The 26,218-nt window shown below is 69.7% G+C and carries 19 protein-coding genes and 1 pseudogene; 6 read left to right on the top strand and 14 right to left on the bottom strand.

The features are described 5' to 3' along the window. Window positions 1-553: 553 nt before the first annotated feature. A pseudogene (locus ACWEN6_RS19190) lies at window positions 554-1,785 on the top strand (IS110 family transposase). 316 nt (window positions 1,786-2,101) lie between these two features. Here the strand turns inward: ACWEN6_RS19190 and ACWEN6_RS19185 are convergent. Together ACWEN6_RS19185 and ACWEN6_RS19180 are read right to left on the bottom strand one after the other, a co-directional pair. Continuing rightward, entirely contained in the window at window positions 2,102-3,265 is a 1,164-nt protein-coding gene (locus tag ACWEN6_RS19185; protein WP_452571420.1) for a hypothetical protein, read from the bottom strand. Window positions 3,266-4,169: 904 nt separating this feature from the next. Continuing rightward, window positions 4,170-7,166, bottom strand: a complete 2,997-nt coding sequence (locus ACWEN6_RS19180; RefSeq protein WP_452571418.1) for a tetratricopeptide repeat protein — start codon at window positions 7,164-7,166, stop codon at window positions 4,170-4,172. Between the two features lie 241 nt (window positions 7,167-7,407). Between ACWEN6_RS19180 and ACWEN6_RS19175 the strand changes: the two genes are divergently transcribed. The 3 genes from ACWEN6_RS19175 to ACWEN6_RS19165 all read left to right on the top strand — a co-directional run bounded on the left by ACWEN6_RS19175 (window position 7,408) and on the right by ACWEN6_RS19165 (window position 9,349). Beyond that, on the top strand, window positions 7,408-7,581 hold the full coding sequence (locus ACWEN6_RS19175; protein ID WP_452571416.1) for a hypothetical protein: 174 nt from the start codon (window positions 7,408-7,410) through the stop codon (window positions 7,579-7,581). A gap of 234 nt (window positions 7,582-7,815) precedes the next feature. After that, entirely contained in the window at window positions 7,816-8,370 is a 555-nt protein-coding gene (locus ACWEN6_RS19170) for a hypothetical protein (protein ID WP_452571414.1), read from the top strand. A gap of 187 nt (window positions 8,371-8,557) precedes the next feature. Beyond that, window positions 8,558-9,349 carry a ricin-type beta-trefoil lectin domain protein gene (locus tag ACWEN6_RS19165; RefSeq protein ID WP_452571412.1) on the top strand — a complete coding sequence of 264 codons (792 nt, stop codon included), beginning with the start codon at window positions 8,558-8,560 and terminating at the stop codon, window positions 9,347-9,349. 223 nt (window positions 9,350-9,572) lie between these two features. Here the strand turns inward: ACWEN6_RS19165 and ACWEN6_RS19160 are convergent, their stop codons facing one another. Then, entirely contained in the window at window positions 9,573-10,205 is a 633-nt protein-coding gene (locus ACWEN6_RS19160; RefSeq protein WP_452571410.1) for a glyoxalase, read from the bottom strand. Window positions 10,206-10,317: 112 nt separating this feature from the next. Then, entirely contained in the window at window positions 10,318-10,674 is a 357-nt protein-coding gene (locus ACWEN6_RS19155) for a VOC family protein (RefSeq protein WP_452571408.1), read from the bottom strand. Between the two features lie 350 nt (window positions 10,675-11,024). On the opposite strand from ACWEN6_RS19155, the gene ACWEN6_RS19150 reads away from it, so the two are divergent. Further along, window positions 11,025-13,871 carry a LuxR C-terminal-related transcriptional regulator gene (locus tag ACWEN6_RS19150; RefSeq protein ID WP_452571406.1) on the top strand — a complete coding sequence of 949 codons (2,847 nt, stop codon included), beginning with the start codon at window positions 11,025-11,027 and terminating at the stop codon, window positions 13,869-13,871. Window positions 13,872-14,124: 253 nt separating this feature from the next. Here ACWEN6_RS19150 and ACWEN6_RS19145 read toward each other — a convergent pair whose 3' ends face one another. The 6 genes from ACWEN6_RS19145 to ACWEN6_RS19120 all read right to left on the bottom strand — a co-directional run bounded on the left by ACWEN6_RS19145 (window position 14,125) and on the right by ACWEN6_RS19120 (window position 18,191). Then, a complete protein-coding gene (locus ACWEN6_RS19145; protein ID WP_452571404.1) occupies window positions 14,125-14,262 on the bottom strand; it encodes a hypothetical protein in 138 nt (45 codons plus the stop codon). A gap of 249 nt (window positions 14,263-14,511) precedes the next feature. Further along, a complete protein-coding gene (locus ACWEN6_RS19140; RefSeq protein WP_452571403.1) occupies window positions 14,512-15,009 on the bottom strand; it encodes a DUF1707 SHOCT-like domain-containing protein in 498 nt (165 codons plus the stop codon). Beyond that, window positions 15,006-15,800, bottom strand: coding sequence for an ABC transporter permease (locus ACWEN6_RS19135; RefSeq protein ID WP_452571436.1), 795 nt, complete (start codon window positions 15,798-15,800; stop codon window positions 15,006-15,008). Before ACWEN6_RS19135 ends, ACWEN6_RS19140 begins: the two co-directional genes overlap by 4 nt. A 5-nt stretch (window positions 15,801-15,805) precedes the next feature. After that, window positions 15,806-16,771, bottom strand: a complete 966-nt coding sequence (locus ACWEN6_RS19130) for an ATP-binding cassette domain-containing protein (RefSeq protein ID WP_452571401.1) — start codon at window positions 16,769-16,771, stop codon at window positions 15,806-15,808. Between the two features lie 11 nt (window positions 16,772-16,782). Further along, window positions 16,783-17,685, bottom strand: coding sequence for a DUF4097 family beta strand repeat-containing protein (locus ACWEN6_RS19125; RefSeq protein ID WP_452571399.1), 903 nt, complete (start codon window positions 17,683-17,685; stop codon window positions 16,783-16,785). Further along, the gene (locus tag ACWEN6_RS19120) at window positions 17,685-18,191 is read right to left on the bottom strand and encodes a hypothetical protein (RefSeq protein ID WP_452571397.1); all 507 of its coding nucleotides are present in this window, start codon (window positions 18,189-18,191) and stop codon (window positions 17,685-17,687) included. Before ACWEN6_RS19120 ends, ACWEN6_RS19125 begins: the two co-directional genes overlap by 1 nt. Before the next feature lie 840 nt (window positions 18,192-19,031). Here ACWEN6_RS19120 and ACWEN6_RS19115 point away from each other — a divergent pair. Next, on the top strand, window positions 19,032-19,457 hold the full coding sequence (locus ACWEN6_RS19115; protein WP_452571395.1) for a methyltransferase family protein: 426 nt from the start codon (window positions 19,032-19,034) through the stop codon (window positions 19,455-19,457). A 272-nt stretch (window positions 19,458-19,729) separates the two neighbouring features. Here the strand turns inward: ACWEN6_RS19115 and ACWEN6_RS19110 are convergent, their stop codons facing one another. From ACWEN6_RS19110 to ACWEN6_RS19095, 4 genes are all read right to left on the bottom strand, one after another. After that, the gene (locus ACWEN6_RS19110; protein WP_452571393.1) at window positions 19,730-20,239 is read right to left on the bottom strand and encodes a GIY-YIG nuclease family protein; all 510 of its coding nucleotides are present in this window, start codon (window positions 20,237-20,239) and stop codon (window positions 19,730-19,732) included. Window positions 20,240-20,876: 637 nt separating this feature from the next. Continuing rightward, window positions 20,877-24,071, bottom strand: coding sequence for a DUF7824 domain-containing protein (locus ACWEN6_RS19105; protein ID WP_452571391.1), 3,195 nt, complete (start codon window positions 24,069-24,071; stop codon window positions 20,877-20,879). After that, entirely contained in the window at window positions 24,068-25,396 is a 1,329-nt protein-coding gene (locus ACWEN6_RS19100) for an SWIM zinc finger family protein (protein WP_452571389.1), read from the bottom strand. The genes ACWEN6_RS19105 and ACWEN6_RS19100 overlap by 4 nt, the downstream gene beginning before the upstream one ends. A 207-nt stretch (window positions 25,397-25,603) precedes the next feature. Further along, the gene (locus ACWEN6_RS19095; RefSeq protein WP_452571387.1) at window positions 25,604-26,194 is read right to left on the bottom strand and encodes a DUF6461 domain-containing protein; all 591 of its coding nucleotides are present in this window, start codon (window positions 26,192-26,194) and stop codon (window positions 25,604-25,606) included. Window positions 26,195-26,218 lie beyond the last annotated feature (24 nt).

Raw genomic sequence — 26,218 nt, 5'->3', positions numbered from 1 at the left:
GCACGCCCGGCCGGCGGAGCGGGCGTGCGGCGTGGGCGCCGGTCCCGGCCGGCGGCGGGAACGCGGGCCGCCCGCCGCACTCAGCACTCGCCGCACCAAGCCGCACCCACCGATCAGGGCGCGCCGCCACCGCACAGATACAGCACGACGATCGCCATGCTTTCGCCGGCCATCGCACGGGGCCGGGGGCGATCGAAGGTCCGGGACTTCGTTCCTAATGGCGGTGCGGGCGCGTTCGCCGATCTGGTCGGGGTGGCGGATGCCTTCTTCGTTCCCGGTACTTCGAGTCCTTCTTGCTGAGACTGGCGCTGTCGCCTCGAACGGACGGACAGGGACGTGCCCGCACTGGTAGTTCGTGGTCTGAGCCCGCCTGTGCAGGGCGTACCCCTTCTGTTCGTTGGTGAGCTTCGAGCTCTAAAAGCAAGACCGGGGCCTGTGCAGGTTGCTGGGGTCACGAACGGCTGATCGGATGGTAGGCCGTCGAGCCTTGTCATTAGGGCGCCGGGTGACTCCGCCACGGGCAGAAGGACGCTCTGATCAGCGGAGGTGAGGCGTGGGAGTCTTCTGCGGAATCGATTGGGCCGAGCACCACCACGACGTCGCGCTGGTGGACGACAGCGGGAAAGTGATCGCGCAACGGCGGATCACCGAAACCGTGCAGGGCTACCAGCAACTGCTGGACATGCTCGCCCAAGCCGGCGACGACCCAGAGAACATGATCCCGGTCGCGATCGAAACGACCCGCGGCCTGCTGGTGGCCTGCCTGCGAGCCGCGGGCCGTCCGGTGTTCGCCATCAACCCGATCAGCGCCTCCCGCTACCGGGAACGGCACGCGGTCTCCCGCAAGAAGTCCGACCGCCAGGACGCCATCGTGCTGGCCGGCATTCTGCGCACCGACATGGCCCTGCACCGGCCACTACCGGCCGACAGCCAGCAGGCCCAGGCGTTGGCGGTACTGGCCCGCGCCCAGCAGGACGCCATCTGGCGGATGCACCGCACCGGCAACGAGCTGCGCTCGATGCTGCGCGAGTACTACCCGGCGTTCCTGGAGCTGTTCGCCGGTCAAAACGGCGGGGTGACCTGCCGGGAAGCACGCGCCATCTTGGCCATCGCCCCCACCCCGCCACAGCCGCCAAGCTGACCCGGCCGCAGATCCGCGCCGCCCTCAAACGCAGCGGACGCGTCCACCACCTCGACACCTGGACCGAGAAGATCCACACCGGGCTACGCGCCGAGCAGCTGCGCCAGCCCGCCCCGGTCGAAGAAGCCTTCGGCCACCAGGCCTTAGCCCTGCTGGCCGTCCTCGACGCCACCTGCACCGCTGCCGCCGCCCTGCAGGACGCAGCCGTCACCGCCTTCCGCGCCCACCCCGACTACGCCATCATCACCAGCTTCCCCGGCCTCGGAGACCTGGCCGGCGCCCGACTGCTCGGCGAAATCGGTGACGACCGCAGCCGCTTCGCCGACGCCCGGGCACTGAAGGCCTACGCCGGCGCCGCCCCCATCACCCGCTCCAGCGGACGCCACCACGCCGTGGTCCACCGCCGAGTGAAGAACCGCCGCCTGGCCGCGGTCGGCTATGTGTGGGCATTCGCCGCCCTGACCGCCTCCCCCGGCGCTCGCGCCCACTACGACCGGCGCAAACACCACGGCGACCGCCACGCCTCCGCCCTACGCCACCTCTACAACCGATTCCTGGGCTGCCTGTTCCACTGCCTGACCACCCGCCAGACCTACCAAGAACACACAGCCTTCCCCACGGCCCAGCAACCCCCAGCGGCCTGAACCACACCAGCTGACCGCCGATACCGCTGGGGGCTTCGCAGCCCCCAGACCCCCGCGCGCCGGAACAACCACCGACGCGCCCTTCACCGTGCCTACATCCCGCCGCACGCGTCGGCGGTCACTCCGGACCGACTTGACACGCCCCGACCATCGGATGTCTCAGCCCCGGCCCACCGAAATCGAAGTGCTCACCGTGAGACTGCCGTAGTCAGGCGCGTCAAGATCGATGCAACGTGCCTTTCGCTAGGCCCATGATGATCTTGTCGAGTCATTTGCGTGCAGCGCTATATCCATAGAAGTAACTCTTCGCCTTTGATCAATCGACGCTTCTCTGTAGTGCGCGCCAAGTGGCCACTTCTGGGTTCTGGGCTATTGCGCAGACGATGCGGCCTTGTGTTGCAATATCAAGAGGTGGGACCCTATTATTCGCGAAGTATCCGGCGCCGCGTTCTCGGACTCGTGACGCATATGTTTCGCTGAGTTCTTCGCGAAGGATGCCGACGAATATGGAGCGGTTATCCGTCGAGTTGGCGTTAAGAGACGACCATGTTCCGCGAATGGGAACATCTGCGAAAACCGGGTATTCGACGGGAGGTTCGGGCGCGCTCAGAAAGAGTACGTCTTCAATTAGGTCCGAAGGAAGCGGCTCTGTGAGATGTTCGGCGATATCGTCCCAGATATCTGGGTCGATTTCATCGCCCCTAGTGGCCTGGCTGGTTGGTCGGGAGGACGCAGACTCGCCTACATTGTAGAACTCCTCACTGGGGTAGTATAGATCACGGGCATAGTGATCCTCGTTGCGATCCTGCTCCTCGATGAGTGGTTCTACCTCTTCGTCTGGCGGGGTATGAAAGAACTCTACAGTCGTCCTATTGGTCAATATCGATGCCCAGCTCAGGAGGAGCGGGCTTCCTTGATGGAGGCTTCCAGACGACCATCGATGCAACCTGGTTAGAGCATTTAGCTTGTCTTTAGTGATTTTTGCTGATCCCCGCCGTCTTCCTTTGGCCTCGCCTATCATGAGTCGACCGGAAGGTAAATTGATGAGCAAGTCGGGCCTTGTATTCGCACCTGATCCCTGTCGTGTTGTGGCTGGCATCAGGTCAAAGTGGTCTATCTGATAGGAATTGAGTCTGCCCTGGATCAGCAGGCTCTCGATGCTTGCCGTCAGAAGTCCCAGGCCAGCGCTCGTGATCGTGAAGGACTGAATATGCAGGGATGAGCAATCGAAGGCCTTCACCCGGTGAAGGGGGCCAGTTCCCCGCTTGTGACCGTATGCGAGCATTGTGGCTAATAGTTGCGACTCTAGCCGTAATGAATCGTATGATCCATATATGTTTCCGTTGATAGATGCGAGCCCGTTAGTGAGTACAACGCGAGCTAGGCTGACTGTGAGATCTATCTTTTCGCAAAGCGTAACCTTGTGATCTCCTTGAGAGGTGGGGATCCATTCGTATCTTGAGAAGTTGATAAGACCCATGGGATGATCGTACAACAAGCCCTATGGGCCTTGTGTCTCAAATGTTTGATTGTGCGACTTCGCCCGTATTAGCTACCTGCGAGACCTGCTCTCGAAGGCAATACGGTCCGACATGATGGTCGTTCTCGGTGTGACCAAAGAGGCCGCATCTCATGGCAGGAGTCCAGCCTTCGCCATGCGTGGCGAGAACGCGGTCTGAGCCATAGCGTGAAGGGCGCGGCCCTTGCCAAGTCGGGTCGCGTTCTGGCGCGACTACCTGTGAGGGCAAGCCGCTAGGCAGTGCGCGGAAGCGCACACGCAAGATCGAGGATCGGAGGTCTGCGTTTCGATATGTTGCAGCGTGGCCTTGCCTGCAGCATTCCGCGAGAGAGATCGTACGAGGAGGGGTAGCTTCAAGATCCGGAATATTTCGGAACGCACTTCCGTTGGGCAGGCCTACGGTATGGCTTAGCCGCAGATCGATGGACTTGTTTGAGCCCGAAACGGTAACGCCTCGTAAAGCCACCGGCGTTTGGATGGGGGCTGTTGTGTCGCATCCCCCGTACGATCGCCCTGCGGTGGTCGGCCGTCGTGCGGGGTTGGGGGCGATCGACGGGCCGGGCCTCGTTCCTCGGCCCGGCCCACCGGGTGAGGGGGCTGGGCGCCGTTGCGGGATATGCGCGGGATGATACCGACGGCCGGCCGGTTGCCGAAGAGTACCCGTGCAGGTCGGCGTTCCACTTCTAATCCGGTGGTCGGAGCCTCGTTGCCTGCTGGCAGGTGGGGGACAGGGGCCGGGCTGCGACGGTGTGCCGGGCAATGATGTCGACGGCACCGTACCTGCGCCGCACCTGGGCGCGGCGGTTGCACGGTGAAGCGCTTCGACGTTTTGGTCCATCGCCTCACATGGGCTGCTGCCCTTCCCTCACCTCAGCTCCTCTCGTAGCTGGGCTGCTTCGGGGACCTCCATGTCGTCCATGAGCCGCAGAGCCTCTCCCCACTCCTTCGCCGGCAGTGCCTGGTCGGCGCGGAGGCGGGCCAGGCCGACCAGGGCGCGGGCCTGCTGGAATCGGTCGCCCATGGTCAGCGTGAGCTCCAGCGCTTCCTGGTGCCGGGCACTCGCCTCCTTCGGATGCCCGAGCGCGCGCTGTACCTCGCCCAGCCCGTTGAGGGCGCTGGCCTCGAACGTGTGGCTGCCGGACGCGCGGAACAGCTCCAGGGCGCGTCGATGGTGGTCGAGTGCGCGTTCGTGTTCCCCCCGGGCCAGGTGGATCTCGCCGAGACAGTCGAGCGTCTCCGCCTCCATGTCACGGTCCTCCGTCTCGCGTAGCGCCGCGAGCACGTCCTGGTACAGGTCGTAGGCCGCCTGGAGGTCGCCGGTCGCGGCATGGACGCGGCCAATGTTGACCATGGAGGTCAGCTCGGCGTAGACGTAGGAGATCGATCTGGCCAGTTCCCGAGAGGCTTCCAGGTGTTCCAGGGCTTGGCTGTACTCGCCGAGCCTGAACAGGGCATTGCCGATGTCGCCGCGGGAGACCGCCACGCCCGCCCGGTCTCCGATCTCGGCGGTGATCTCCATCGCCCTCTCGTGCAGAGGGACGGCGAGCCGATAGGCGCCGGTGCGCCAGTGGATCTCGCCGATGTGGTTGAGCACGTTGGCCTGGCCGGACAGGTGGCCGCTGCGCTCGAACAGGGCGGCCGCGCGCTCGAGATCCGCCAGCGCGGCAGCGTACTGCCCCCGGTGCACCTGGACCAACGCGATGTTGCCCAGCGCGCTCCCCTGGCTGCGTGGATCATCCAGGGTTTCCCAGAGCTCCACGGCACGGCGCAAGCCGTCGTGCGCCTCGTCCAGTTCGCCATTGCGGATCAGCGCCACGCTGAGCGCGGTGAGCGCCGATGCTTCTCCCATCAAGTCCCCCGCGCGGCGCGCGGCATCTGCCGCACTGCGGTAGAGACGCCGGGCCTCCTCCTGCTGCCCGGCCATGTCGAGGTGCCGCACCAGCATCCGGCCCAGGTCCCTGCCGAGCGCGGGTGAACGGGTGAGCGCCATGTCGGCGGCTGCCACCAGGTTGGAGCGCTCGGCCTCCATCCACGCCTGCGCCTGCGCTGGGTCGGGGAACGGTTCGGCGTCGGGCCGGATGACGACCTCTCCCGGCAGGGCGAGACCGATGGCGGAGGACAGGCGGTCGAGGTAATGGTCGAGCAGTCGCGCCACGGCCTGGTCCTGTTCGCCGCCGCACTCGACGGAGTAGGCGCGCAGGAGATCGTGCATGCGCCAGCGGCCGGGCCGGTACGGCTCGATCAGCCGCGCCTCGGCGAGCGCTCCGAGCAGTTCGGCGGCCTCGCCGGTCGAGCAGCCTGTCAGTACCGCCGCGGCGCCGGGCTCGATGTCGGGACCCGGGTGCGCGCCCAGTCGCCGGAACATCGAGGCCACCGGCTCTGGCAGCGTGCGGTAGGACCAGGAGAACACGGCCCGCACGCTGCTGAGCGGATCGCCCGCCACCTCGAGCAGGTCCAGCCTGTTGCTCGCCGTTCGGAGCTCGGCCACCAGTTCGGGCAGGGGGCGGTCGCCACGCGCCGCCTTCTCGCCCGCGACGCACAGCGCCACCGGCAGGTGGGCGCACAGCCGCGCCAGCTCTCGTAACGACGTAGCGTCGCCGTACGGGACGAAGGTGCGTAGCAGTGACTCGGCCTCGGCCGGGGTGAGCGTACCGATGACGATGCGTTGTGCGCGCTCGCGGACGACCAAGCCATGGAGCGGCACGCGGCTGGTGATCACCGTGGCGCAGCCGTCCGCCGTCGGGAGCAGCGGCCTTACCTGCTGCTCGGAGCGGGCGTTGTCGAGGATGACGAGAATCCTGCGCTGGTCGAGCAGGGCGCGGAAGAGCGCCGAGCGGGCCTCGAGCCCGCCGGGGACGCGGGCCGGAGCGGTGCCGAGTGCGGCGAGGAAGTCGCCGAGCACGCGGGCCGGGTCCGCGGGGCCGGTCGGTGCGTGGCCGCCGAGATCAGCGTAGAGGCTGCCGTCGGGAAAACGCTCGCGCACTCGGTGCGCCCAGCGTACGGCGAGCGCCGACTTGCCGACGCCCGCCATGCCCTCGATCGCGGAGATCACCAGCGGCGTCCGGCTGCCCAGCACCCGGTTCATCTCCGCCAACTCCGTGGCGCGCCCGACGAATGCCGGCACGTCGTACGGCAGGCCGGCGGGAACGGGCGCGGCCTCCTGCCGGTCCAGGGCGCTGTCACCTTCGAGTATGCGCTGGTGGAGCAGGCGCAACCGCGATCCTGGCTCGATACCCAGCTCGTCGGACAGACGCCGGCGGAAGGTCAGGTAGCAGTCCAGGGCCTGCGGCGTGTTCCCGGCGCGGAACAGCGCGGTCATCAGCACCGCCACGACTCGCTCCTCAAGTGGATGCTCGGCGAGCACGCCGTTCAGCCTGTCCACGGCGGCGGTGTGACGGCCATGGGCCGTCTCCTCCTCGGCGAGCCGGACCTGCGCCGACAGGTGGAGCGCGATCAGATCGGCACGGACCTGATCCGCCCACTCGCTCTCGATGCCGGGTAGTGGCTTGCCGCGCCATGCCTCCAGCGCCGCAGCCGGGTCCGTGGCCTGTAAGCGCTTGAAGCGCAGCGCGTCGACGAGGGCGGGGTCGACGTCGATGAGGTAGCCACCGCCGCGGCGCAGGAGCCGGACACCGGAGGGTGCGAGGACCTTGCGCAACCGGGTGACGTAGCCGTAGAGCACGTTGAGCGCCGAGTCGGGCGGGTCGCCGCCCCACACGCGGGACACCAGTTCGGCGGTCATCACCGGCTCACGAGCGTCGATCAGCAGTGCGGCGAGAACGCAGCGCTGCCGGCTGTGCCCGGTGTCGACCTCGCGGCCACCGTCCTCCAGTCCGACCCAGCCGAGCAGCCTGAATTCCACGCGTTCTCCCATTCAAGGATTGCTCAAGGTTTTTCGCCCGCCTCTCACTCATCGTCGTATCACCTCGCTCCGTAAGGGGGACCATGAAACGACGAAGGACGAAGATGGTGGCAGCCGTCGCAACGAGCGTGCTCCTGCCTGTCGTACCGGCGCAGGCGCAGGCCGCCTTGAGCCTGATCAGCCGGCTTGGCTCAGCGCCGACCGCAGCTTTTTCGCCGGCCGCTGCGTCAATGGCCACGCGATGGACAAGACCGGACGGCGCGTGCCGTTCCGGTTCACGCTCTCGGTCGACGTGGGGCGGGTGCCGCTCTCGCTACGCCGGCGGCTCTACGCGGCCAACCACGCCTACCGGTCGCACCAGGTCGACTTCACCCTGCCAGGCGGCAGTCAGCGCATGGCGCGGCAGAGCCACTAGAGCGTCCGGCGGATCAGCGCGGCCGTCTACTACGACGACGGCGTCCACTCCTCCAACCCGGTCGACGTCTCGGTCCGCTGCGTGTCCCCGCGCGACGATGCCGTCCTCAGCAGCGGTCGGCGGGTGAGGCGTGATGCGCCGATCGACGCGCTTGGACCTGTTTTGGCATGCGGTCGTATTGGAGTCCCGGTCGTACCACTTATCCACTTCTCTATGGCAGACAAGGAGATCACCATGAAAGCACGCCGACTTCTCGCCGCCGCGGTAGCCCTCGCGCTGCCCTTGGCGGCCGGGTTCACCACGGTGCCGGCGAGCGCGACCGTCCGCACCCCGCTCGACCACTGCGACGGCGGGGACTCCCCCGACCGCGTCCTGCGCGCCACTCTCGACGGGGAGGACGCGCGGGGGGTGAGCGTCGGCACGCTCATCCCAGGCGACGTCTTCTCCGCGCGCACCGACGACTTCTCCATCCTGCGCATCAACTGGTGGGGCACCACGAAGGAGCCGGACGGCGACGAGGGCCAGATCGCCGGGCCCGGCTGGCCGGCGCCGACGCTCGCACCGTACATGCTGATGGTGAAGGCGTTCTCGCAGGTCACGAAGCGGCCGATCCGGCTCGACGACGGGGAGCTCAGCACGACCGCGTGGCGGCCTGTCGGATCCAACAGCCCTTGCTACACCTATCGCGGCTCGTCGAGCGGTCGCCTCCGATTCCAGGTCAATGATCCCAAGCGGGACGACAACGGCGGCCAGGAGAACATCACCGTCCTCATCTTCCGCCGCCCCTGACCCATGCCCGCTCGGCTTTCCGGTATCTGCCACGGCGTGGCGTCAGAGGTTTTCAGGATGCCCATGCCCGCTTCCCGCCATACCGGATTCCCCTACGTTCGGGTGCCACTCGGAAGGCCGCGGGGCACCCGATGCGTCTACCGCCTACATTCCGACAACGCTTGCGTCTACCACGAAAGGGGAAGGGATGATGTGGAAAAGCCGTCTTCTGCGAGCTGTGGTGGCTGTTGCCGCTCTTCTCTCAGTGACCGGGCCCATCTCTCCTGCTCATGCGGCGACGATCTCGCCCAAAGCGATCTACAGCGTGATCGGCGGCCGATGCCTGGATGTGAGCTCCTACGCCAACGGGACGCCTGTTGTCCTGTGGGACTGTCACGGCCGGGACAGCCAGCAATTTCGTCGCGCGACCGACGGCACGATCAGGTCCATCGCCGGCAACCGGTGCCTCGACGTCAGCAGCTACGCCGCAGGCACGCCGGTCGTCCTGTGGGATTGCCATGGCCGGGCCAGCCAGCGCTGGGAGTGGTGGGATGGCGTGCTCCGCAGCACCGCCAGCGCCCGCTGTCTCGATGTGCGTAGCTACGCCGCAGGATCGCAATTGATTCTCGCGGACTGCCTGGGGCAGCCCAGCCAGCAGTTCAGTTGGAACTTCCGTCATGTCGCCGGAGACAAGTGCTGGGACGTGTCCTCCTATGCGGACTATACGCCGGTCATCCTGTGGGATTGCGCCGGTCAGCCGAGCCAGCGGTTCCGGTGGGACCTTGGCGGCGCCATCCGCAATGTCGCCAGCGGAAAGTGTCTCGGAGACGACGGCCACCTTTTCCTCATCTCATGCAACTTCGCGTCCGCATTTCGCTATTTCAGCAGCGAAACCGTCAGCTCAAGTGGAGCGTGTGTGGACGTGAGCAGCTACGCCAACGGGACACCCGTCATATCGGTCCCCTGCACCGGAGGGCCGAGCCAGCGCATCAACTGGTAGCCGGCCGACCTCCTCTTCCGCGATATCTGAAGCATCCGACCGCAGCGTGCCCGCACCGACGAAGCCACTCACGAGGCTCGCATCGTCACGGCGAGGGCGCGCTCCGTCGTGCGAACACGGCAGGCATGGACACGCGATCTTCTATCCCGTACATACGAATACTCGGGTGGCTGGGCGGGAACCGCTGGGTGCTCTACGCCTGACACCGACGAAGAGTGGGTGGTCACTGAACGATGTGGGTCCGGTCGCCTGATCGCGCGTGCCAGGTGAAGCCGTCGGGGTCGGTGAAGGGGCCGGCGGCGCCGGCGAGCACGATGCCGTGGGCTCCTGTGCCCTCTTGGGGGACGCCGGTGTCCCTGGCGAGGGCGCGGCGCGGGTAGAGGGCCAGGGTGACGGCCGACGACGGGGTGTTGAACTCCACGTACTTGCCGCCGAAGCTCTTGGCCACGGCCAGGCCACGCTCGACGTAGAACCGCTTGCTCGCCTTGACGTCCACCACGCCCAGCAGGAGGGCGACCTGGTCGACGTGCCGGGTCGCGGGGCCGGTGTCCTTCTTCGCCGAGGACGCGATCTTGCAAATCGTCCCGTCCGGCGCGCGCACGACGCCGCCGTAGCCCCAGAAGCTCTTCGTGGCCGGCTTCAGCGTCGTGGCGCCGGCGTCGAGGGCGGCGGCGATGAGGGCGTCGACGTTACCCGGCTGGGAGGTCACGAGGGACAGCGCGAACCCGCGGAACCCCGTCGTCGGCGCGTCGGAGGCGCGTACGTCCACGTAGGGGCCCAGGCCGACGGCCTGGTAGAAGGCGTCCGCGGCCGTGGGGTCGGAGACTTCCAGGGTGACGGATTCGAAGAAGGTCATGACAGGTCCTTTGCGCGAGATGAGTCGGTCGTGCGGCCGGCGGCCACAGGAAGGCGGGAAAGTCGGTCCTGCGGCCTGCGGCCGGCGGCCACGGAAAAGCGGAAGGGCGTGCTCACTGGTCCTGAAGAAGGCCGAGGACGTTGCCGTCGAAATCGGTGACGGTGGCCACCAGGCGGCCGCCGCCGACGTCGTGCGCGGCCTCCTTCACGGTGGCCCCGGCGGCGGTCAGTTCGGCCAGCTTCGCCTCGATGTCCGGTACGTGCCAGTAGGCCACCGGCGAGGTCATGCCCTGAGGGCCGCCGCCCGGCACCAGCCCGATGTGCTGGCCCTCGGCCTCGAAGCCGACGTAGTAGGGCGAGTCGGCCTGCGGCGGGATGCCGAGCAGTGCGGCGTACACCGCCTTGGCCTTGGCCAGGTCGGACACGGGGTGCAGCACGGTCTTGATCGTCGGGATGGAAGAGCCGGTCATGGTCAACTCCTGTGGTCGTGGTCATGTTGTTCGCGTGGGTGCGTTGTTCGCGTAGGTCGCTTGCTCGGCGGGTCCCGCTGTTCCGGTGGGTCCCGCTGTTCCTGTGGGTCCCCTCGTTCCGGGTGGGTCCCCTCGTTCCGGTGGCTCCCCTCGTTCCAGTGGGTCCCCTCGTTCCGGTGGGTCCTGGTTCCGGTGGGTTCGTTGTTCGCGTGTCGCGTTGTTCGCGTGGTCACAGCCTCTCTCGCGGCCCCGCCGGCTCACATCCGTGGTGGCCACGGAATCGCACCACGGATCGACACCACGGATACGGCACGGAGGGAATGCGGCAGACTGGGACAGTGGTGGCGGAAGTGGAGATCTCGCCTCGGGAGTCCGAGGTGCTGGAGCTCGTCGGGGCCCATCTGACCAACGCCGAGATCGCGACCCGGCTCTGCATCTCGGTGCGTACCGTGGAGAGCCACGTCTCCTCGCTGCTGCGCAAGCTGGAGGCGCCGGATCGGCGGGCGCTCGCCCGGCGCGCACCCGGGCCGGTGGGCGTCGAGCCGGTAGGCGGCGGACCGATGGGCGCCGGTCCAATGGGCGCCGGACCGATGAGCGGCTGGCCGGTAGGCGCCGGACCGGTAGGCGCCGGACCGTCGCGGCAGGCGCCCGTACTGCCCGCCCCGCTGACCTCGTTCATCGGACGCGTGAGCGAGCGGGCCGAGCTGATCGAGCTGATCACTGCGTGCCGCCAGGTCACGGCCGTCGGTCCCGGCGGAGTGGGCAAGACAAGGCTCGCGTCGGCGGTGGCCGCCGAGGCGGCCGGCGCGTACGCCGACGGGGTGTGGTTCGTCGACCTGGTCCCGGTCACCGACGCGGGCATGATCGCGACCGCGGTCGCCGGGGCGCTCGGCCTCGGCGAGCAGCCCGGCCGCGACATGACCGCCTCCGTGGTCGCCGCGCTGGCCGACCGCCACGCGCTGCTGGTCCTGGACAACTGCGAGCAGGTCGTGGACGGCGTCGCGCTGTTCCTCGGGAGGCTGCTGACGGCATGCCCCCGGGTGACGGTGCTGGCGACCAGCCGGACCCGGCTGATGGTGCCGTTCGAACGGGTGTATCCGGTCCCGCCGCTCTCGCTTGACGGCGAGTCGGACGCGGTCGCGTTGTTCATGGAGCGGGCCGCGGCGGCCGGCCGCCCGCTGGGTCCCGCGCCGCGCGGCCAGATCGCCGCGATCTGCGAACGCCTGGACGGGATGGCGCTGGCGATCGAGCTGGCCGCCGCCCGCTGTCCCACGCTCGGCCTGGACGGCATCACCGCCGCACTGTCCCACCCGCTGCGGATGCTCACCGGCGGCTCCCGCGCCGACGAGCGGCACCGTTCGGTACGAGCGGCGCTGGACTGGAGCCACGCCCTGCTGGAGCCGGCCGACCGAGCGCTGCTGCGCCGGGTGTCGGTGTTCGTGGCGCCGTTCACCGCCGCCGCGGCCGCGGAGGTGGCCGGAGGCCAGGAAGGCATCGTCGCCGACGGACTGGCCCGGCTCGCCGAACAGAGCCTGCTGGCGGTGACCGCGTCTCCGGGCGGCACCGAGTACCGAGCGCTGGAGACCATCCGCCAGTACGGCACCGAGCGGCTCGACGAGGCCGGCGAACTGGCCGACACCCGATCCCGGCACCTTCGCTGGTGCCTGGCCAGGGCCGCCGACCTCGCGGTGACCGGGCAGGAGTGGCGGGCCCGGTTCGACCTGGTGGCCGACGACCTCCGCGCGGCCCTGGCGTGGGCGGCCGACCGGCCGGAGCAGCGCGCGGACGCCTATGAGCTCGCCCGGCACCTGGCGGAGCTGACCTTCACCCGCAACCTGACCGGCGAGTCCCAGCGGCGCTACGAGCAGGCGGCCGCGCTCGCGACCGACCCCGCCGCCGGCGCCTCGATGCTCCGGCAGGCCGCGGCGGTGGCCGGCTGCCGGACGATCGGCGATGACATGTACCGGTTGCGCCGCGCCGCCGCCGACGCCGCCCACGCGGCCGGCGACACCGCCGGCGCCGCCGCCGACCTGGCGGGCGCCGCCACCATCGCGTTCCGGTTTTCGACCATGTTCGTCCGGCTGCCGTCCCATGAGGAGGCGCTCGCGCTGCTCACCGAGGCGCAGGAGGCGGCCGGCGACGATCCGGCCGCGCGGGCCGCGGTGGCACTGGCCGAGGCGGCGGTGCTCACCGACGCGTTCGGCGCCGCCCAGGGCCCGCCCGGCAACGCCGTACCCGAGACGATCGCGCGCGCCGAGCACGCGGTCGAGCTCGCCCGCCGGACCGGCGACCCGCTCGCCGAGTCGGCCGCACTCGACGCGCTCACCGGCGCGCAGAGCTGGGCCGGCGACACCTTCGCCACCGCGGCCACGGCCCGGCGCCGCATCACGCTCCTGTCATCTCTGCCGATCTCTCCGGCCGGCACCCACGAGCTGATCGACGCGCTCGCCATCGCCACCGAGGCCGCCCTCGGCGCGGGCGACGTACCGGCCGCCCGCCGCTGGGCACGCCAACTGGCCGACCATCCGTCGCTGGCAGAGGTCGGTCATCGCGCCATGTGCCGGCTGCTGATGGTCGACGCGCTCGCGGGCGACGTCGACGAGGTGCTCACCGGCAGCGTCCGGTTCCTCGACGCGTGGCGGCGGGCCGGCAGCCCCTCGCGGACGCTCCTCCGTCCGGCGGTGGCCGCCGTCGCGATGATCCACGGCCTGCGCGACGACGGGGACGCGCAGCGCGAATGGCTGGGAATCCTGGACGAACTCGACACCCCGCCCGAGCACACTTACGGCTACGGGGCGGTCTTCGACGCGATCCTCCTGCTGCACCGCGGGCAGGCGGCGGAGGCGCTGGAGCGGACGGCCCCCGAGCCCAGGCAGGTGTGGAAGTGGGTCACCTGGATCTGGCACCACTGGTACGTCGCCCTGCGCACCGAGGCCGCCGTGCTCGCCGGCAGCCCCGACGCACGCGACCGCCTGGCCGAGGCCCGGACCGTCGTGGCCGGCAACCCGGTCGCCGAAGCTCTCGTGGACCGGGCCCAGGCGCTGCTCGACCATGACCAGGAACGGCTGCTCGCCGCGGTGGACGCCTTCGACACCGCCGGCTGCCGCTACCAGTCCGCCCGAACCTTCCTCCTCGCCGGCGCCCCCCGCGGCGCCACCGCCCTGTCCGCCCTCGGCCTCTCCCTCTTGGTCCTGTGACGCCTCGGCCGCTACCTGACCTCAGGTCCCCGACCAGGCGGCCGCATGGGGCCGGACGCCAAGCCGGCTGAGAGGGAGGCGGTGGCGAAGACCTTCTGTGCGGGGGCGATGGCCCGCGGTCTCCGGACGCGCGATCAGGCGACCACCTCGGTCAAGACCTATATCCGAGTCAAGACCTTCAGGGACGACCGCGTCCCTGTCGTGGTGTGACCGAGCGGAACACGGCACAGCCCCGCGGAACCGATGGAAGGGTTCAGAGCTTGACGAGCTTGGCGTAGGGAGCGTTGATGCGATACGTCTTCACCCCGAAGTTGACGATAACGGCGACATCGTCATCGACGCCGACGACCCGGCCGAGGCCGTGTCTGTCGTGGCTCACGAGGTCCTGCACGACGAAACACTCAAGAGGAGGCGTAGGGGGCACAGGAACGTTGAAGGGACTTCCAGGCAGGACTCGCCGGACCGCGGCTAGGTTGCGTCTCATTTGTGCCAGTATGCGGCCTGCGGTGGCATGAATCGAGCTCAGCGCTCCACCCGAGACCGTACTGCAGCACCGCCACGTGAATCACGGCCTCTTCGGCCGGCGCCCTGCGAACGTGCGTCCTTGAGCGACATCGCAGTCCCAGCGAGATCCGCCCTGTCACTTACGTGAGGTGCGGATGGTCAGGCGGCCATAGGGGAGATTGCCGGTGACGTGGACGTCGAGGCCGCCCAGGCGTGGGCGGGCCGGGGTCTTGCAGGTCACGCGGGCCCAGGCGGCGTGGACTCCGTTGGTGTTCGCGCCGGCGCCCGGGGGCAGGATGATCGTGGCGTGGCCGTAGGTCAGCCGGAGTTCGATGTCGACACGCCGGTGCGGGATGTGGGCGCGGGACAGGTCGAGGCGCACCCTGCCGTACTGGGAGTCGACCCGTAGCCGGCGCGGGACCGGCCAGTCACCCGTCCGGGTGAGGTGCCCGCCGACGGACCACAGCCGGACCGTCTCGTCCGGCAGGTCGGCGACGACCGGCCGCAGTTCGTCCGCACAGGTGGCGGTGAGCGCCCGTTCGAGCCGCGACTCCAGCTCGGTCGAGCCGAGCCGGCCCTCCGCGTAGGCCTGCTGGACCAGCTCCACCGCCCTGTCCCGATCGGCCTCGTTCACCGGCTCACGGCCTTCTTGTACAGCCGGGTGGCCAGCGGCACGAACACGACCAGGAGCACGACCGACCACAGCAGCGAGACCGGCACCGCGTGCCGCAGCGGCCAGGCGCTCGGCGTGGGCATGGCCGGGCTGGTGTTGCCGAACAGCTCGCGCGCGGCCTGGACCAGCGTGGACACCGGGTTCCATTCGGCGATCGCCCCGAGCGGGCCGGGCAGGCGGCTGCTGTCGGCGAACGCGTTGGACAGGAAGACCAGTGGGAACGACACGATGGTCACGATGTTGTTGAACACCTCGGGCGTGCGCAGCGCCAGCGCCACGGTCGCCGTCACCCAGGAGAACGCGTAGGCGAACAGCAGCAGCATCACGAACCCGAGCAGCGCCTCCAGCGGCGAGGTGCGGATGCGCCAGCCGACGAGCAGGCCGACGAGCGACATGGTGACGATGCTGGTCAGGTTCATGATGATGTCGCTGATGGTCTGGCCGGTCAGCACCGCCGAGGGGGACATCGGCAGCGTGCGGAACCGGTCGAAGATGCCCTTCCGCAGGTCCTGGGTGAGGGTGTAGCCGGTGATCTGCGCGCTGGACACGATGGTCAGTACGAAGATGCCCGGCAGCATGTACTCGCCGTACGACATGCCAGGCAAACTGATCATGCTGCCGAAGACATAGGTGAACAGCAGGACGAACACGATCGGGAGCATGACCACGCCGCCCAGCAGGTCGGGCGCTCTGCGGATCTTCAGGGCATTGCGCTTGGCGATCGTCAGGCCGTCGGCGACGGCCAGCTGCATGGCGTTCAACGGCTGGTCTCCTTGGTCTTGTGGCCGGCCTGGTGTCCGGTGAGGGTGAGGAACACGTCGTCCAGAGTCGGCCGGCGCAGGCCGACGTCGCGCACGGTGATCCGCTCGGCGGCCAGCCGGCCGAGCGCGCTGGTCAGCGTGGCGGGGCCGTCGGACACCGGGATGGTCACCCGCAGCGCGGCGTCGTCGACCTGCAGGTCACCGGCGGCCAGCGGCGCCAGCGTCCGCGCGGCGGTCGCAAGGCCCGCCGCCGTGGCGACCGACAGCTCGATGCGGTCGCCGCCGACCTGGCCCTTCAGCTCGTCGGCGGTGCCGAGCGCGATCACCCGCCCGCCGTCGACCACGGCGATGCGGTCGGCGAGCCGGTCGGCCTCCTCCAGGTACTGGGTGGTCAGTAGCACGGTCGTACCTGCCGCGACGAGCTCGCCGATGACCTCCCACAGGCCGATGCGGGCCCGCGGGTCCAGGCCGGTGGTGGGCTCGTCCAGGAACAGCACGGGCGGGTCGGCGACCAGCGCGCCGGCCAGGTCGAGCCGGCGCCGCATGCCGCCCGAGTAGCCCTGCACGGGACGGTCGGCCGCGCCGGTGAGGTCGAAGCGCTCCAGCAGCTCGCGGGCGCGCTCCCGGCTGCGCTTGGCGCCGAGGTGGTAGAGGCGGCCGACCATCTCCAGGTTCTCGGCGCCGGTGAGGTGGTCGTCCACGGCGGCGTACTGGCCGGAGGCGCCGATGTGCGCGCGCAGCCGGCCGGCGTCGCGGACGACGTCGAACCCGGCGACGCTGGCGTGCCCGGCGTCCGGGACGAGCAGCGTGGTGAGGATGCGCACGGTGGTGGTCTTGCCGGCGCCGTTCGGGCCGAGCAGCCCCAGCACCGTCCCCTCGGGGACGCGCAGGTCCATGCCGTCGAGGGCGGTGACGGCGCCGTACTTCTTGACCAGGCCCTCGGCCACGATCGCGTCTGTCATCGGAGATCTCCTCAGGAACGGTGGACGAGAATGTCGCCATAGGTGGTGTGGGCCCGCACCTCGACGGTCCGGTCTGTTCCACTGGGGGCATCGCTGGGGTCGAGGGAGACGTCCACGGTGCCGTACTTGGAGCTCACGTCCAGCCAGGCGGCGGTGCCTTCGGCGACGCCGAGGTCCAGCCCGCCGCCGTTGGTCTCCAGGACGACCGAGCCGCGACTCACCTCGCCGATCTGCAGGCCGGCGTACGCGGTCTTGGCGGTGACCCCGGCCAGGGCGCGGTCCACGGCGAGGTCGCCGTGCCCGCTGTTCAGCCGCAGCTCGCCGGTCACCTCGCGGATGCGGACGCTGCCGTGGGCGGTCCTGACGGCCGCGGTGCCGTCGACGCGGCCGATGAGGATGTCGCCATGCGTCGTGATCACCTCGGCGTGGCCGGACGCGGCGGTGACGGAGATGTCGCCGTAGGTGCTCTTCAGCCGCAGCGCGCGAGCCTGCTCGACCCGGATGGCGCCGTAGGACGTGGTGCACGCCACCTCGCCGAGCGGACCCCGGCAACGCAGGCTCCCCACTGCGGTGGCGTCGATGCTGGAACCCGCCGGCAGGCTGACCGTCACGTCCACCGAGCCAGGGCCCACCAGCAGCGAACGCGCCCAGGACGCGAGCCCCGAGCCGGGGCGCTGCTCGCTCTCGCCGCGCACCACGAGCCTGCCGTCGGCGAACTCGACCTCGGTGTGCTCGGCGGTCCTTACGTCGGCGTCATTGTGCTCGTCGGTAGGACGGATCTCGACGACGGTGTCTTCACGGGCACTCGCCTCGACCCGGAAGGTGCCGTGCGGCATCTCGAAGATGGCGGAGATCGGTTCGGGGGTGTCGAAGGTCGGCATTCCGCTTCCCTGGTCGTAGGTCGGCGTGGACATCAGCGCACCCAGCCGCTGTAACGGTTGCCGGACTGCTGAGGCGGACGCCGGGCTCCGCTCCGGCGGGCGTCGCCGGGGTCGAGCGCGGTGGAGATCGCGCGCACCAGCCAGGCGTTGACCGACAGCCCGTCGCGGGCGGCCGCCTCGTCGATGCGCGGCTTGAGATGCTCGGGGACGCGCAGGGAGATGCGGGACGTACCGCCGTCATCGACCTCTGGGGGCGGCGGCGCGGACGGCCGTTCGTCCTCGTACGCGGGGGTGGTGGGCGGTGACGTCACGACGAACGCGGGGTCGCGGCCACGCAGGCGCACCTCGACCGAGCCCGGCGCGAGGTCCTGGGTGATCTCATCGGCGGCGGCCGACAGGGCTTCGAGCAGCGCGAGCCGCGTGGCCGACTCCAGCGCGGCGGCAAGCCGCTCCGCCAGCGCGCGCGCTTCCTCCCCGCCCGCACCCGCGGCGATCGCGAGCTCCCGACGAAGGTGATCGACATACGGCGCAAGGTCCATGACGCCAATATGACACCATCATGGCGTCATCACAAGCGAGTGAAGGTCATCCTGATGACGCCACCTAGACGTCAGATAGTATTTTGCCTGGTGGCGGTGCCCGGCAATCGGCGAAAGACACCCGCACGTCCTGCTCGGGGACGCTTTGGAGGCGGAACCTGGCTGACACGGCACGTGAAGTGGCTCGGTCCGCTCTTACAGTCGCTACGGCCTACGGCCTACGGGCGACGGCATCGATCTTCATCCCGACACGGGCCCTTCACCGATGGCTCCAGAAGGCGGCGAGTCACAAGCGGCCGAACGCGGCGGCTTCAGCCGGCGACTGTGGCTCGACAGGGTGACATCAACCGGGTGATCCCTGCCGAACTCCGAGAAGGTGGACCGCGTACGACGAAGCCAAGGCGCTTGATCCGACGGTCGCCGGCCATCCGCCGTCGGCGCGTGCGTGCTGCCGGCCGTGGTGCTGAGCAGCCGTGCGGACCGGCTGTTCCCGGTCGAGTTTCAGACCCTGCGTCGCCCAGCAGCGCCTCGGTGTCACTCCCGAGACCCTGCCCGAAGGTCATCTCGTCGCGCTCAGCCGACCCGAAGAACCGGCCGACGCCCTGGACCGGTGATGTCCACCTCGCTATCGCCGTCCCTTTGAATGAGGCCTTACCTCTCCCCCGCCGATCATCCGCGGGGTAAGCTCGGGATGATTATTTCATCACCTGATGAGTTATCTGCGAAGGGGCGCGGTGAGACATGCGCAGGACGCCTGCGACCGTCGGGAGTGCGGTGTTCTTTGCCGTGGCGCCCGGCGGTGTGGCTGGGTTCGGGCCGTGGTGGGTCACTCGCTGGCGGATGGCGGATCTGCCCGACGGACTCTCGTGGGCCACCGTCCCGCTCCGGGTGGTCGGGGTGATGCTCATCCTGGCGGGGGGCGCCGTGCTGGTCGACGCCTTCGTGCGCTTCGTGACCGAAGGGTTCGGGACGCCCGCGCCCGTCGCGCCTCCCGAGCACCTGGTGGTCGGCGGGCTGTACCGGTATGTCCGCAACCCGATGTACGTGGGAGTGCTCGCGGCCATCGTCGGCCAGGCGCTCCTGCTCGCCCGGTCTGGGCTGCTCTGGTACGCCGCCATCGCGTTCGTCGCGGTCTTCTGCTTCGTGCGACTGTACGAGGAGCCGTCTCTGCGCAGGAGCTTCGGCGCCGAGTACGAGGAGTACCGCGCGGCCGTACCCGGCTGGTGGCCTCGGCTGCACCCGTGGGCCAGGACATCCAGCGGGTGACCGGCCCTCAAGGGCGAGACGCTGCTCATTCGGGTAGAAGCGACACGGTCGTGCCGCCTTCCGGAACGGACGAGGGCACACGTCAGTGATGTTCGGTGAATGCGACGACTGGCTCGGGTGCGCCGCGACCGGTGGATGGTCGGTACGTGGCGCGGCGGGGGCTGGGACCCCGTTCGGTGTGATCGTCAGGCCCGGCAGGGAAGGGCCGGCCAAGCGGGTCACACGGTGGTGATGGTCCGCTGGTTGTTGGTGTTGGGTGCCTGAAGCTCTACTCAGCCTCCTTCTACCGGCAGCGAGCGGGCCAGTGCCCGTTGTTCGGTGCGTACCTCTGAGAGACGCTGGTGGAAAGGGCTGTGGCGGTTCTGGTCGAGGTTGAGCGGCAGTACCAACGACCTGATGAGCTCCGCCTCAAGCGTCCAAGGGCTGTCCACGGCGGCCCAGACGACCTGGGCGTGCCGAGCCATCCAGTCGGTAAGCCGAGCCTCTCCCTCATGTCCGAAGGTCATGGTCTTGCCGCTGCGCACCCGACGCAGGCCGATCCCCAGCTCGTCCGCGAGGAGACAGCCGAGGGTGAGGCGCAAGGTGGAACCCTCCGCGTTGCCGCGGTAGTGGTACCGGACCCGGCTGCGGATGGTCTGCCGACTCGGAGCACGCCCGTTCGTTGGTGGCGCTTTCGGCGAAATGCCGACGTAGAGCAGCACGGCACCATGCCGCTCGTGACAGCCGTCGAGCGGCACCCCCGGCGGTGGCGACGTGAAATACCAGGCATAGACACCGGCCACCGCCGGCATTGGGCAGTCCCGTGCCCGGATCTCCTCCGCGCTGTGAAGCCGGGCAGGACGAAGCAGGGCGTCTTCCGGCGTCACAGGAAGGTCCCACCAGTCCTGCCGGCGAGACGCCGCTTTGCCCGATATGAGGAGAGTTTCAGCACAAATTGGAAGAGTACGCGCAAGGTCCGCTACGGGATATACGCGGTGATCTTCCTTCTCGAAGAGCCGCAAGTCGGCGACGGCCTGGGGACGACCGAGATGATCATCGGTCGTAGTAGACGTTTGCGGCAAGCACGTCCACGACCCGGGGTCCGTCGGCGAACCGTGGGCAGGCCCTACCTACACAGACGATCTGAGGGACCGTTGCCAGATGCGGACGAACGGGCCGCCGACCGGTCGGCTCCTCGGGATGCGTTCATCCCGACAGCGGGGTAAGCCGGAGGACGTGCCCTGGCCGTGCCGCAAAGAATCTGGTCATACGACGAAGCCGGGATGGGTCGCGGCCGGAGGAGAGGGCTCGTGAACCTCGGCGGGCGGGCCGACGGCTCGGTGGTGCCGACGGGCCGCTCGCGGTCGGTGAACTTCGGTTGCCGTGAGGCTGGTACTTCGGTGTCGTGGGCGAGTATGAGCGTCCTGGTCCCGGCGGGGGTCATGGGGTGGAGCGCGTGAGGTGAGTGTGGAGGCGCTTGCATTCGTGGATGAAGCGGATTGTTCGGCGGCTCTTCGCGAAGTCGGCGATTATCGGGATCTCGTCGCGGGCGTTGGTCCAGTGGGCCACGTCGGTGGCGAAGGCTACGAGGTCGGTGTGGGTTACGGTGATGCGCTGGCCCTCGCGCGGGAGCATTTCGGGCAGTAGGGCGCGGAGGATGCGCCACACCTCGTGGTGGCCGCCGGCTTCGGCGAGCTCGGTCAAGGCCGTGATGGCGGGGCGGGTCTCGCGCCAGGTGCGGCGTAGGACCAGGGCGAGCTGGCGGCCGATCGCCTCCGCGGGGAGCTCGCCCCTCGCGGCCATGCTCAGGATGAGCGGGATGACGCCGGGCACGCCGCCGGCCAGGAGGAAGGCGAGGATCACCCCCGTGGACTCGCCCATCGGGCCCTGGGCGGTCTCCAGGCCGGCGATCTCCGTCGGCCTCACCCAATCGCCCCAGTGGCCGCGCAGCAGGAAGGGCAGGAAGTTGACGGCCACGACCTCACGGTGCGAGGGCAGCATGGCGGGCCATGCGCTGAGCGTGCCGCCGGACTCGTCGAGCGCCCAGTCGGACGGCCGGCGCAGCAGCACCTCGTCGATCAGCCGATGACCGGTCGGGGCCGTCATCCGCAGCATGGGCGTCAGGCTGACCTCGGTGAAGTGCTCAGGTTCGTCGTCGCCGAACTCGACCATGGACGCGCCGACCATGTGGCGCCACACGTGGCCGCAGTCGGGGTCGGCCATGCCGTCGCCGGCGAGCCAGCGGGCGGCCGAGCGCGCCGCGTCCGAGTCGACCTTGGCCGCCCGGTCGGCCGCGGCGGGGTGGGCGCCTCGGGGCAGCCGCAGCAGTGCTTGGGCCAGGTCGGCCGGGAGTGGCTCCACGCCGGCGGCGGCGCAGGTCTCCAGCCGGTCGACCAGCACGTCGGGGTCGAGGTGGCCGCTCATCCAGGTCGGGGTGGCCAGCAGCACCGGCGGGAGGGCGCCGTCGCGGAGGGCATCGGCGAGTTCGGCGTAGCGGTGCAGCAGGAACTCGTGCGGCGGAGAGACGCGATTGGGGTGGGGCAGGTGGTTGCGCCGCCCCCACTCGTCGTGCTCGGGCAGTTCCCTGGGCATGTAGGAACGCAGCCGGGGCGGGACGAAGACGACGGTCACCTGCACGAGCGGCTCGCCTGGCTTCGGCGCAGGCACCTGCTCCCCCGCCCGCATCGCCGCGATCCGCGCGGAGTCCACACCGAGCTCGGCCATGCGCTCGTAGGCGCCGTCGAGGACGAACGACGGCATGGCCTCCACGGAGTCGTCGTACAGGACGCCGGGCCTCGTCCGCACCGGATGGGGGCTGTCCGGCAGTCCGCGTATCCATCCCTCGGCGCCGTGGTGCCGCGGTTGCTCGGCGTCGGTGGGGGCGTCATATAGGTGGATGCGGCCCCGGGCGAAGGGGACCTGCCGGTCACCCTCGTGGGCCACCGCCTTGTCCGGGCCGTCGTCGCTGGTCCAGGTGATGGAGAACGCGCGGAGCGGGGCGTCGTCGTCGAGATAGCGGCCCTGCCGGTAGGCGCCGATCATCGTGATCCGCTGGGGCGACGGCTCGGGGTCGGGCTCCTCGACACGGGTGAGGGCGCGCACGCGCACGGAGTGGTGAGCGCCGTCCCAGAACTTCTCCGGCGCGATCGGCGGTTCCTCCGGCGCGCTGCCGGGGGTGACGAGCTCGGCGGACAGCGCGGACTGCCAGTCGGCGGGGTTGACGCGCACCTGCCTGGACCGCCAGCGGCCGTGGTCGTGCTCGACGTGGGGCCTGAGCCTGCGCCGCAGTTCCGCCCGGTCGTCGGCGATGCCGGCGACGAAGGCCGCCAGCCAGCGCTCCTGGCCGACCCAGCGCTCGTGGTAGTTCGGGGAGATCGACGGCTCCGGGAAGCGCCGCGCCTCCGGAAGCTCGGGCAGCGGCGGGAACTCCTTCCGCGCCGGCGCTTCCTCGACCGGGGTCTCCCCGCCGAACCGCTCGGCCAGCTTCGCGCCCAGGTGGGCGGGGAGGTGGCGGGCGCCGTCGAGGATGGTCTCGGCGTGGCCGGCGAGCCGGTCGGCGTATTTCAAGGTCAGCTCGGCCGCGCGGTTGCGCACGTCGAAGGACTTGTGCGCGTACGCCGTGGTCAGCGCGGTCACGAAGTCGGCGGCCGTCTCGGGCGTGGCCTTGATGGCCTGGTCGAGCCAGCGCAGGCCCGTGGCGGCGAGCTTGGCCTCCTCCCGGAAGGTGAGCGCGTCGACCGCCTCGACCAGGTCGGCCTGGTCGAGCGGCATCGCTCCGCGCACCTGCCCGGCGGCCAGCTCGGCCACCGTGCCCGGAGCCGACGGCAACAACCGCAGGTAGTCGCGCAGGCGGGAAGCGGACTCCGCCGGCGTGGGGTCGAGGAGCGTGTGCAGCCGGACGAAGAACCGCAGGTCCTGCGCCTCGCCGCCGCGCAGGAAGCGGCTCACGCAACCGTCGAGTACCTGGTCTCTGGGCAGCTCGCGGGCAGCGGCGGCCAGCCAGCGGGTCGGCCGCGGCTCCAGCCGCTCGTCACGGAGGGCGCGGCCCGCGCCGTCGGCGGTGAAGATCCGGGGCAGCAGCACGGGGGTCAGCGGGTCGGCGGCCACGCTCGGCGCGGCCAGCCAGGCGGCCACCAGCGGGTCGTGGTCGGGCGGCACGGCGCCGGAGGCACGCAGCAGCGCCACGGCCGGCGGCGCGATGCGGTCGGCGGAACGGCGCACCCGCTGGGCGAGCCGGATCGCGACGTCACGACGCCACTCCAGGGGGCGGGTGGCCGCCACCCGGCACACCTGGGCGACGTCGATGTCCTCGGCCCAGCGGCGGTTGACGTCGCGGCTCATCATCCAGGTCACCGCGGCCGCCGGGCCGGTGATGACGCCGACGCCGGTCAGCAGCAGCCCGCCGGCCAGTTCGTCGAGCAGGTCGCCGACCTCCCAGGAGGCCATCTCCTCGAAGTCGTCGGGATGCTCGGCGCGCACCTGCTCGGTGCGGGCGCGGCGCAGCTCCTTGACCAGGCCGGGCAACCGCCCGCCCAGCTCCGCGCGTTCCTCCTCGGTGAGCGTGACCAGCCGGTCGGCCAGGCGGGTGACCTGGTTGCGCGTGACCAGCTCGCAGATCTCCGTCCAGAGGGTCATCGGGAGACCTCCACGGCGGCGCGGGCGACGATGCGGGCGGCGAGCACGTGTTTGCACGGCCCGCGGGAGCCGCGATGGTCCCACCACCACTCGCAGGTGCACGAGCCGTCGGCCAGCGAGACCCGGCGCGCGCCGCCCGAAGTGTGGACGGTGGCCGACTCGCCTTCGAGGCGAACGGCGCCCGCGTCGACGAGCTTGCGCGCCTTGGCCAGCCGCGGGTTGAGCAGGATCACGTTGTCCTTGTCGTAGGGCAGCTCACGGTGGAAGTGGGCGGCCTCGGCCAAGTCGTAGCCGACCCGGCCGGCGGCGCCGAGCCGGGTCAGCGCGGCCCGCACCCGGGCGGCGGGGATGCCCGCCCGGGCGGCCAGCAGGCCGATCTCGACTTCGGGCTCGAAGTTCAGCAGCATGCCGACCACGTCAGCGTCGTTCTCGGCCTCGTCGGTGGCCAGGTCGTCGAGCACCGCGCCCTCGCCGGAGAAGCCGCGCCAGCGCTCGGGCGAGAGGGTGAGGGTGTACCGCATCCCGGGAAGCTCCAGCTCCCAGGCGCTGGAGGCCGCGTCGGCCGGGCCGTACACCCGGAGGGACTTCGCGAAGCGGAGCAGCGGCAGCAGGGTGCCGAGCCGGTTGGGGCCGGCGAGCTGGACCGAGCCCGGGAGCTGACGGTCGGAGACCTTCAGGTCACGGCCCGACTGCGCCACCCACACCGTGCCCTTCTTGGGCAGGCCGCGCAGGAACCGTACGGCCGCCATGCCGGTCAGCTCGCCGCGCTGGTCCATGCCCGAGGCGATGACCTGCACCTCGGCGAATCCGCGTAGCCAGCGCTCGGGCAGCGGAACCTTCTTCTCCACCACCGCGCCGTCCATCGTGGTCACGACCAACTCGTCGAGGCCCACCCCCAGGTGTAGCGGGTCGCGTGCGCCGATGCGCGCCAGCGCCTCGCGGAGCGGCGCGTTCACGTCGACGTTGGTGGTGCCCCGGTCGAACACCTCGCCGTCGAGCGCGCCGTTCAGCAGATCGAGCCGGGCGTACACCCCGCCGCAGGCCGAGAAGGACTCCAAGCGCAACCGGCCTCCGTCGCACGTCACCACCGGGTCCCGCACCCAACCGGGCCGCGCCTGGGGCTGGTGGTAGCGGGCCAGCGCCACATCGGCGACGCCGAGCAGGCCCGCCGCGGCGGGCGCCGCCTGGGTCACCACGCCGCTGAAGAACCGGGGCGCCACGGCCGCGCCGGACAGGGCACGCCCACCGGAGGTCGCCAACCCGAGACGACCGTCGACAAGAGAGGAAGGCGCAGCGTAGGTGTACGCCTGCGTCGCTGAGGTCATGGCCGGGACAGTAGATCCCCGCACCGACAAACCGGCGCGGCGGATGTCGAGGAGATGGAGGTTCCTGTGAACGTCCACGTCACCGATGGTGCCCGGGTGGGGAGGGGCAAAGTGAAGCACCTCGCCGTTTCCGAAGCCGAACGTGACGGCGTCTGTGTGATGCGGTGAAACAATCAAGCCGGATCGTCCGCCAAGAGACGTCTGAACTCAACGGCGACGTCTGACCGCGAGATACTCCCTCTGCGGGATGCCGAACCAATCATCGTCAACCGTCGCGCCACTCAGCCGGGCCGCCACGGTGAAGGCCACCGCCACGCGCTCGTCGAAGTTCTGCCCGGTGGTGAGTCCGGCCACCTGCAAGTCGTGATCCAGATGTGCTGGGTCGATTCCCTCTCGATCGAGATGTGGGGCGGTCAGCGACAATGCCGTCACAATCACGCCATCTCGAGCTAAGGTCACGCCGCTGTCGAGATTGACGGTCCAGTGGATGTTCATCGCCTGCCCTCCGCCGGAGGACAAGGAGCGGAGCCTATTTGGCTCCGCTCCTAGATAGCTCTGTGGTTCGACGACGAGGGTGTGAGCGTCGCCGATGGGCCCGACGAGGAGGATGGGCTGGTCACCGGGTACGCGCCAGCGTTCGGCGTTGAGCTCATGCATGGTGTGGAGAGTCACGGACGACGCATCCGCACCGAGAAGGCGGGCTACGTCGTCGCTCTGAAGATTACGGACCCACGTCCCGCAGAACTGCTCGAACAGTCCCACGTTCTCCAGCATGTCTGCCACTTCTCTGGCGTTCACAGACCCTCATCGCTATGCCGGGAT

The organism is Sphaerisporangium sp. NPDC004334 (assembly GCF_053602655.1).
Note: the sequence above shows the minus strand (reverse complement) of the source record. Positions and strands in the feature narration are given on the sequence as shown.

Excerpts from the sequence above, each read along its gene's own strand:
- ACWEN6_RS19185 (WP_452571420.1), bottom strand. The coding sequence starts at position 3,265 with ATGGGTCTTATCAACTTCTCAAGATACGAATGGATCCCCACCTCTCAA.
- ACWEN6_RS19175 (WP_452571416.1), top strand. The coding sequence starts at position 7,408 with ATGGACAAGACCGGACGGCGCGTGCCGTTCCGGTTCACGCTCTCGGTC.
- ACWEN6_RS19170 (WP_452571414.1), top strand. The coding sequence starts at position 7,816 with ATGAAAGCACGCCGACTTCTCGCCGCCGCGGTAGCCCTCGCGCTGCCC.
- ACWEN6_RS19165 (WP_452571412.1), top strand. The coding sequence starts at position 8,558 with ATGATGTGGAAAAGCCGTCTTCTGCGAGCTGTGGTGGCTGTTGCCGCT.
- ACWEN6_RS19160 (WP_452571410.1), bottom strand. The coding sequence starts at position 10,205 with ATGACCTTCTTCGAATCCGTCACCCTGGAAGTCTCCGACCCCACGGCC.
- ACWEN6_RS19155 (WP_452571408.1), bottom strand. The coding sequence starts at position 10,674 with ATGACCGGCTCTTCCATCCCGACGATCAAGACCGTGCTGCACCCCGTG.
- ACWEN6_RS19135 (WP_452571436.1), bottom strand. The coding sequence starts at position 15,800 with ATGCAGCTGGCCGTCGCCGACGGCCTGACGATCGCCAAGCGCAATGCC.
- ACWEN6_RS19130 (WP_452571401.1), bottom strand. The coding sequence starts at position 16,771 with ATGACAGACGCGATCGTGGCCGAGGGCCTGGTCAAGAAGTACGGCGCC.
- ACWEN6_RS19125 (WP_452571399.1), bottom strand. The coding sequence starts at position 17,685 with ATGTCCACGCCGACCTACGACCAGGGAAGCGGAATGCCGACCTTCGAC.
- ACWEN6_RS19120 (WP_452571397.1), bottom strand. The coding sequence starts at position 18,191 with ATGGACCTTGCGCCGTATGTCGATCACCTTCGTCGGGAGCTCGCGATC.
- ACWEN6_RS19115 (WP_452571395.1), top strand. The coding sequence starts at position 19,032 with ATGGCGGATCTGCCCGACGGACTCTCGTGGGCCACCGTCCCGCTCCGG.
- ACWEN6_RS19105 (WP_452571391.1), bottom strand. The coding sequence starts at position 24,071 with ATGACCCTCTGGACGGAGATCTGCGAGCTGGTCACGCGCAACCAGGTC.
- ACWEN6_RS19100 (WP_452571389.1), bottom strand. The coding sequence starts at position 25,396 with ATGACCTCAGCGACGCAGGCGTACACCTACGCTGCGCCTTCCTCTCTT.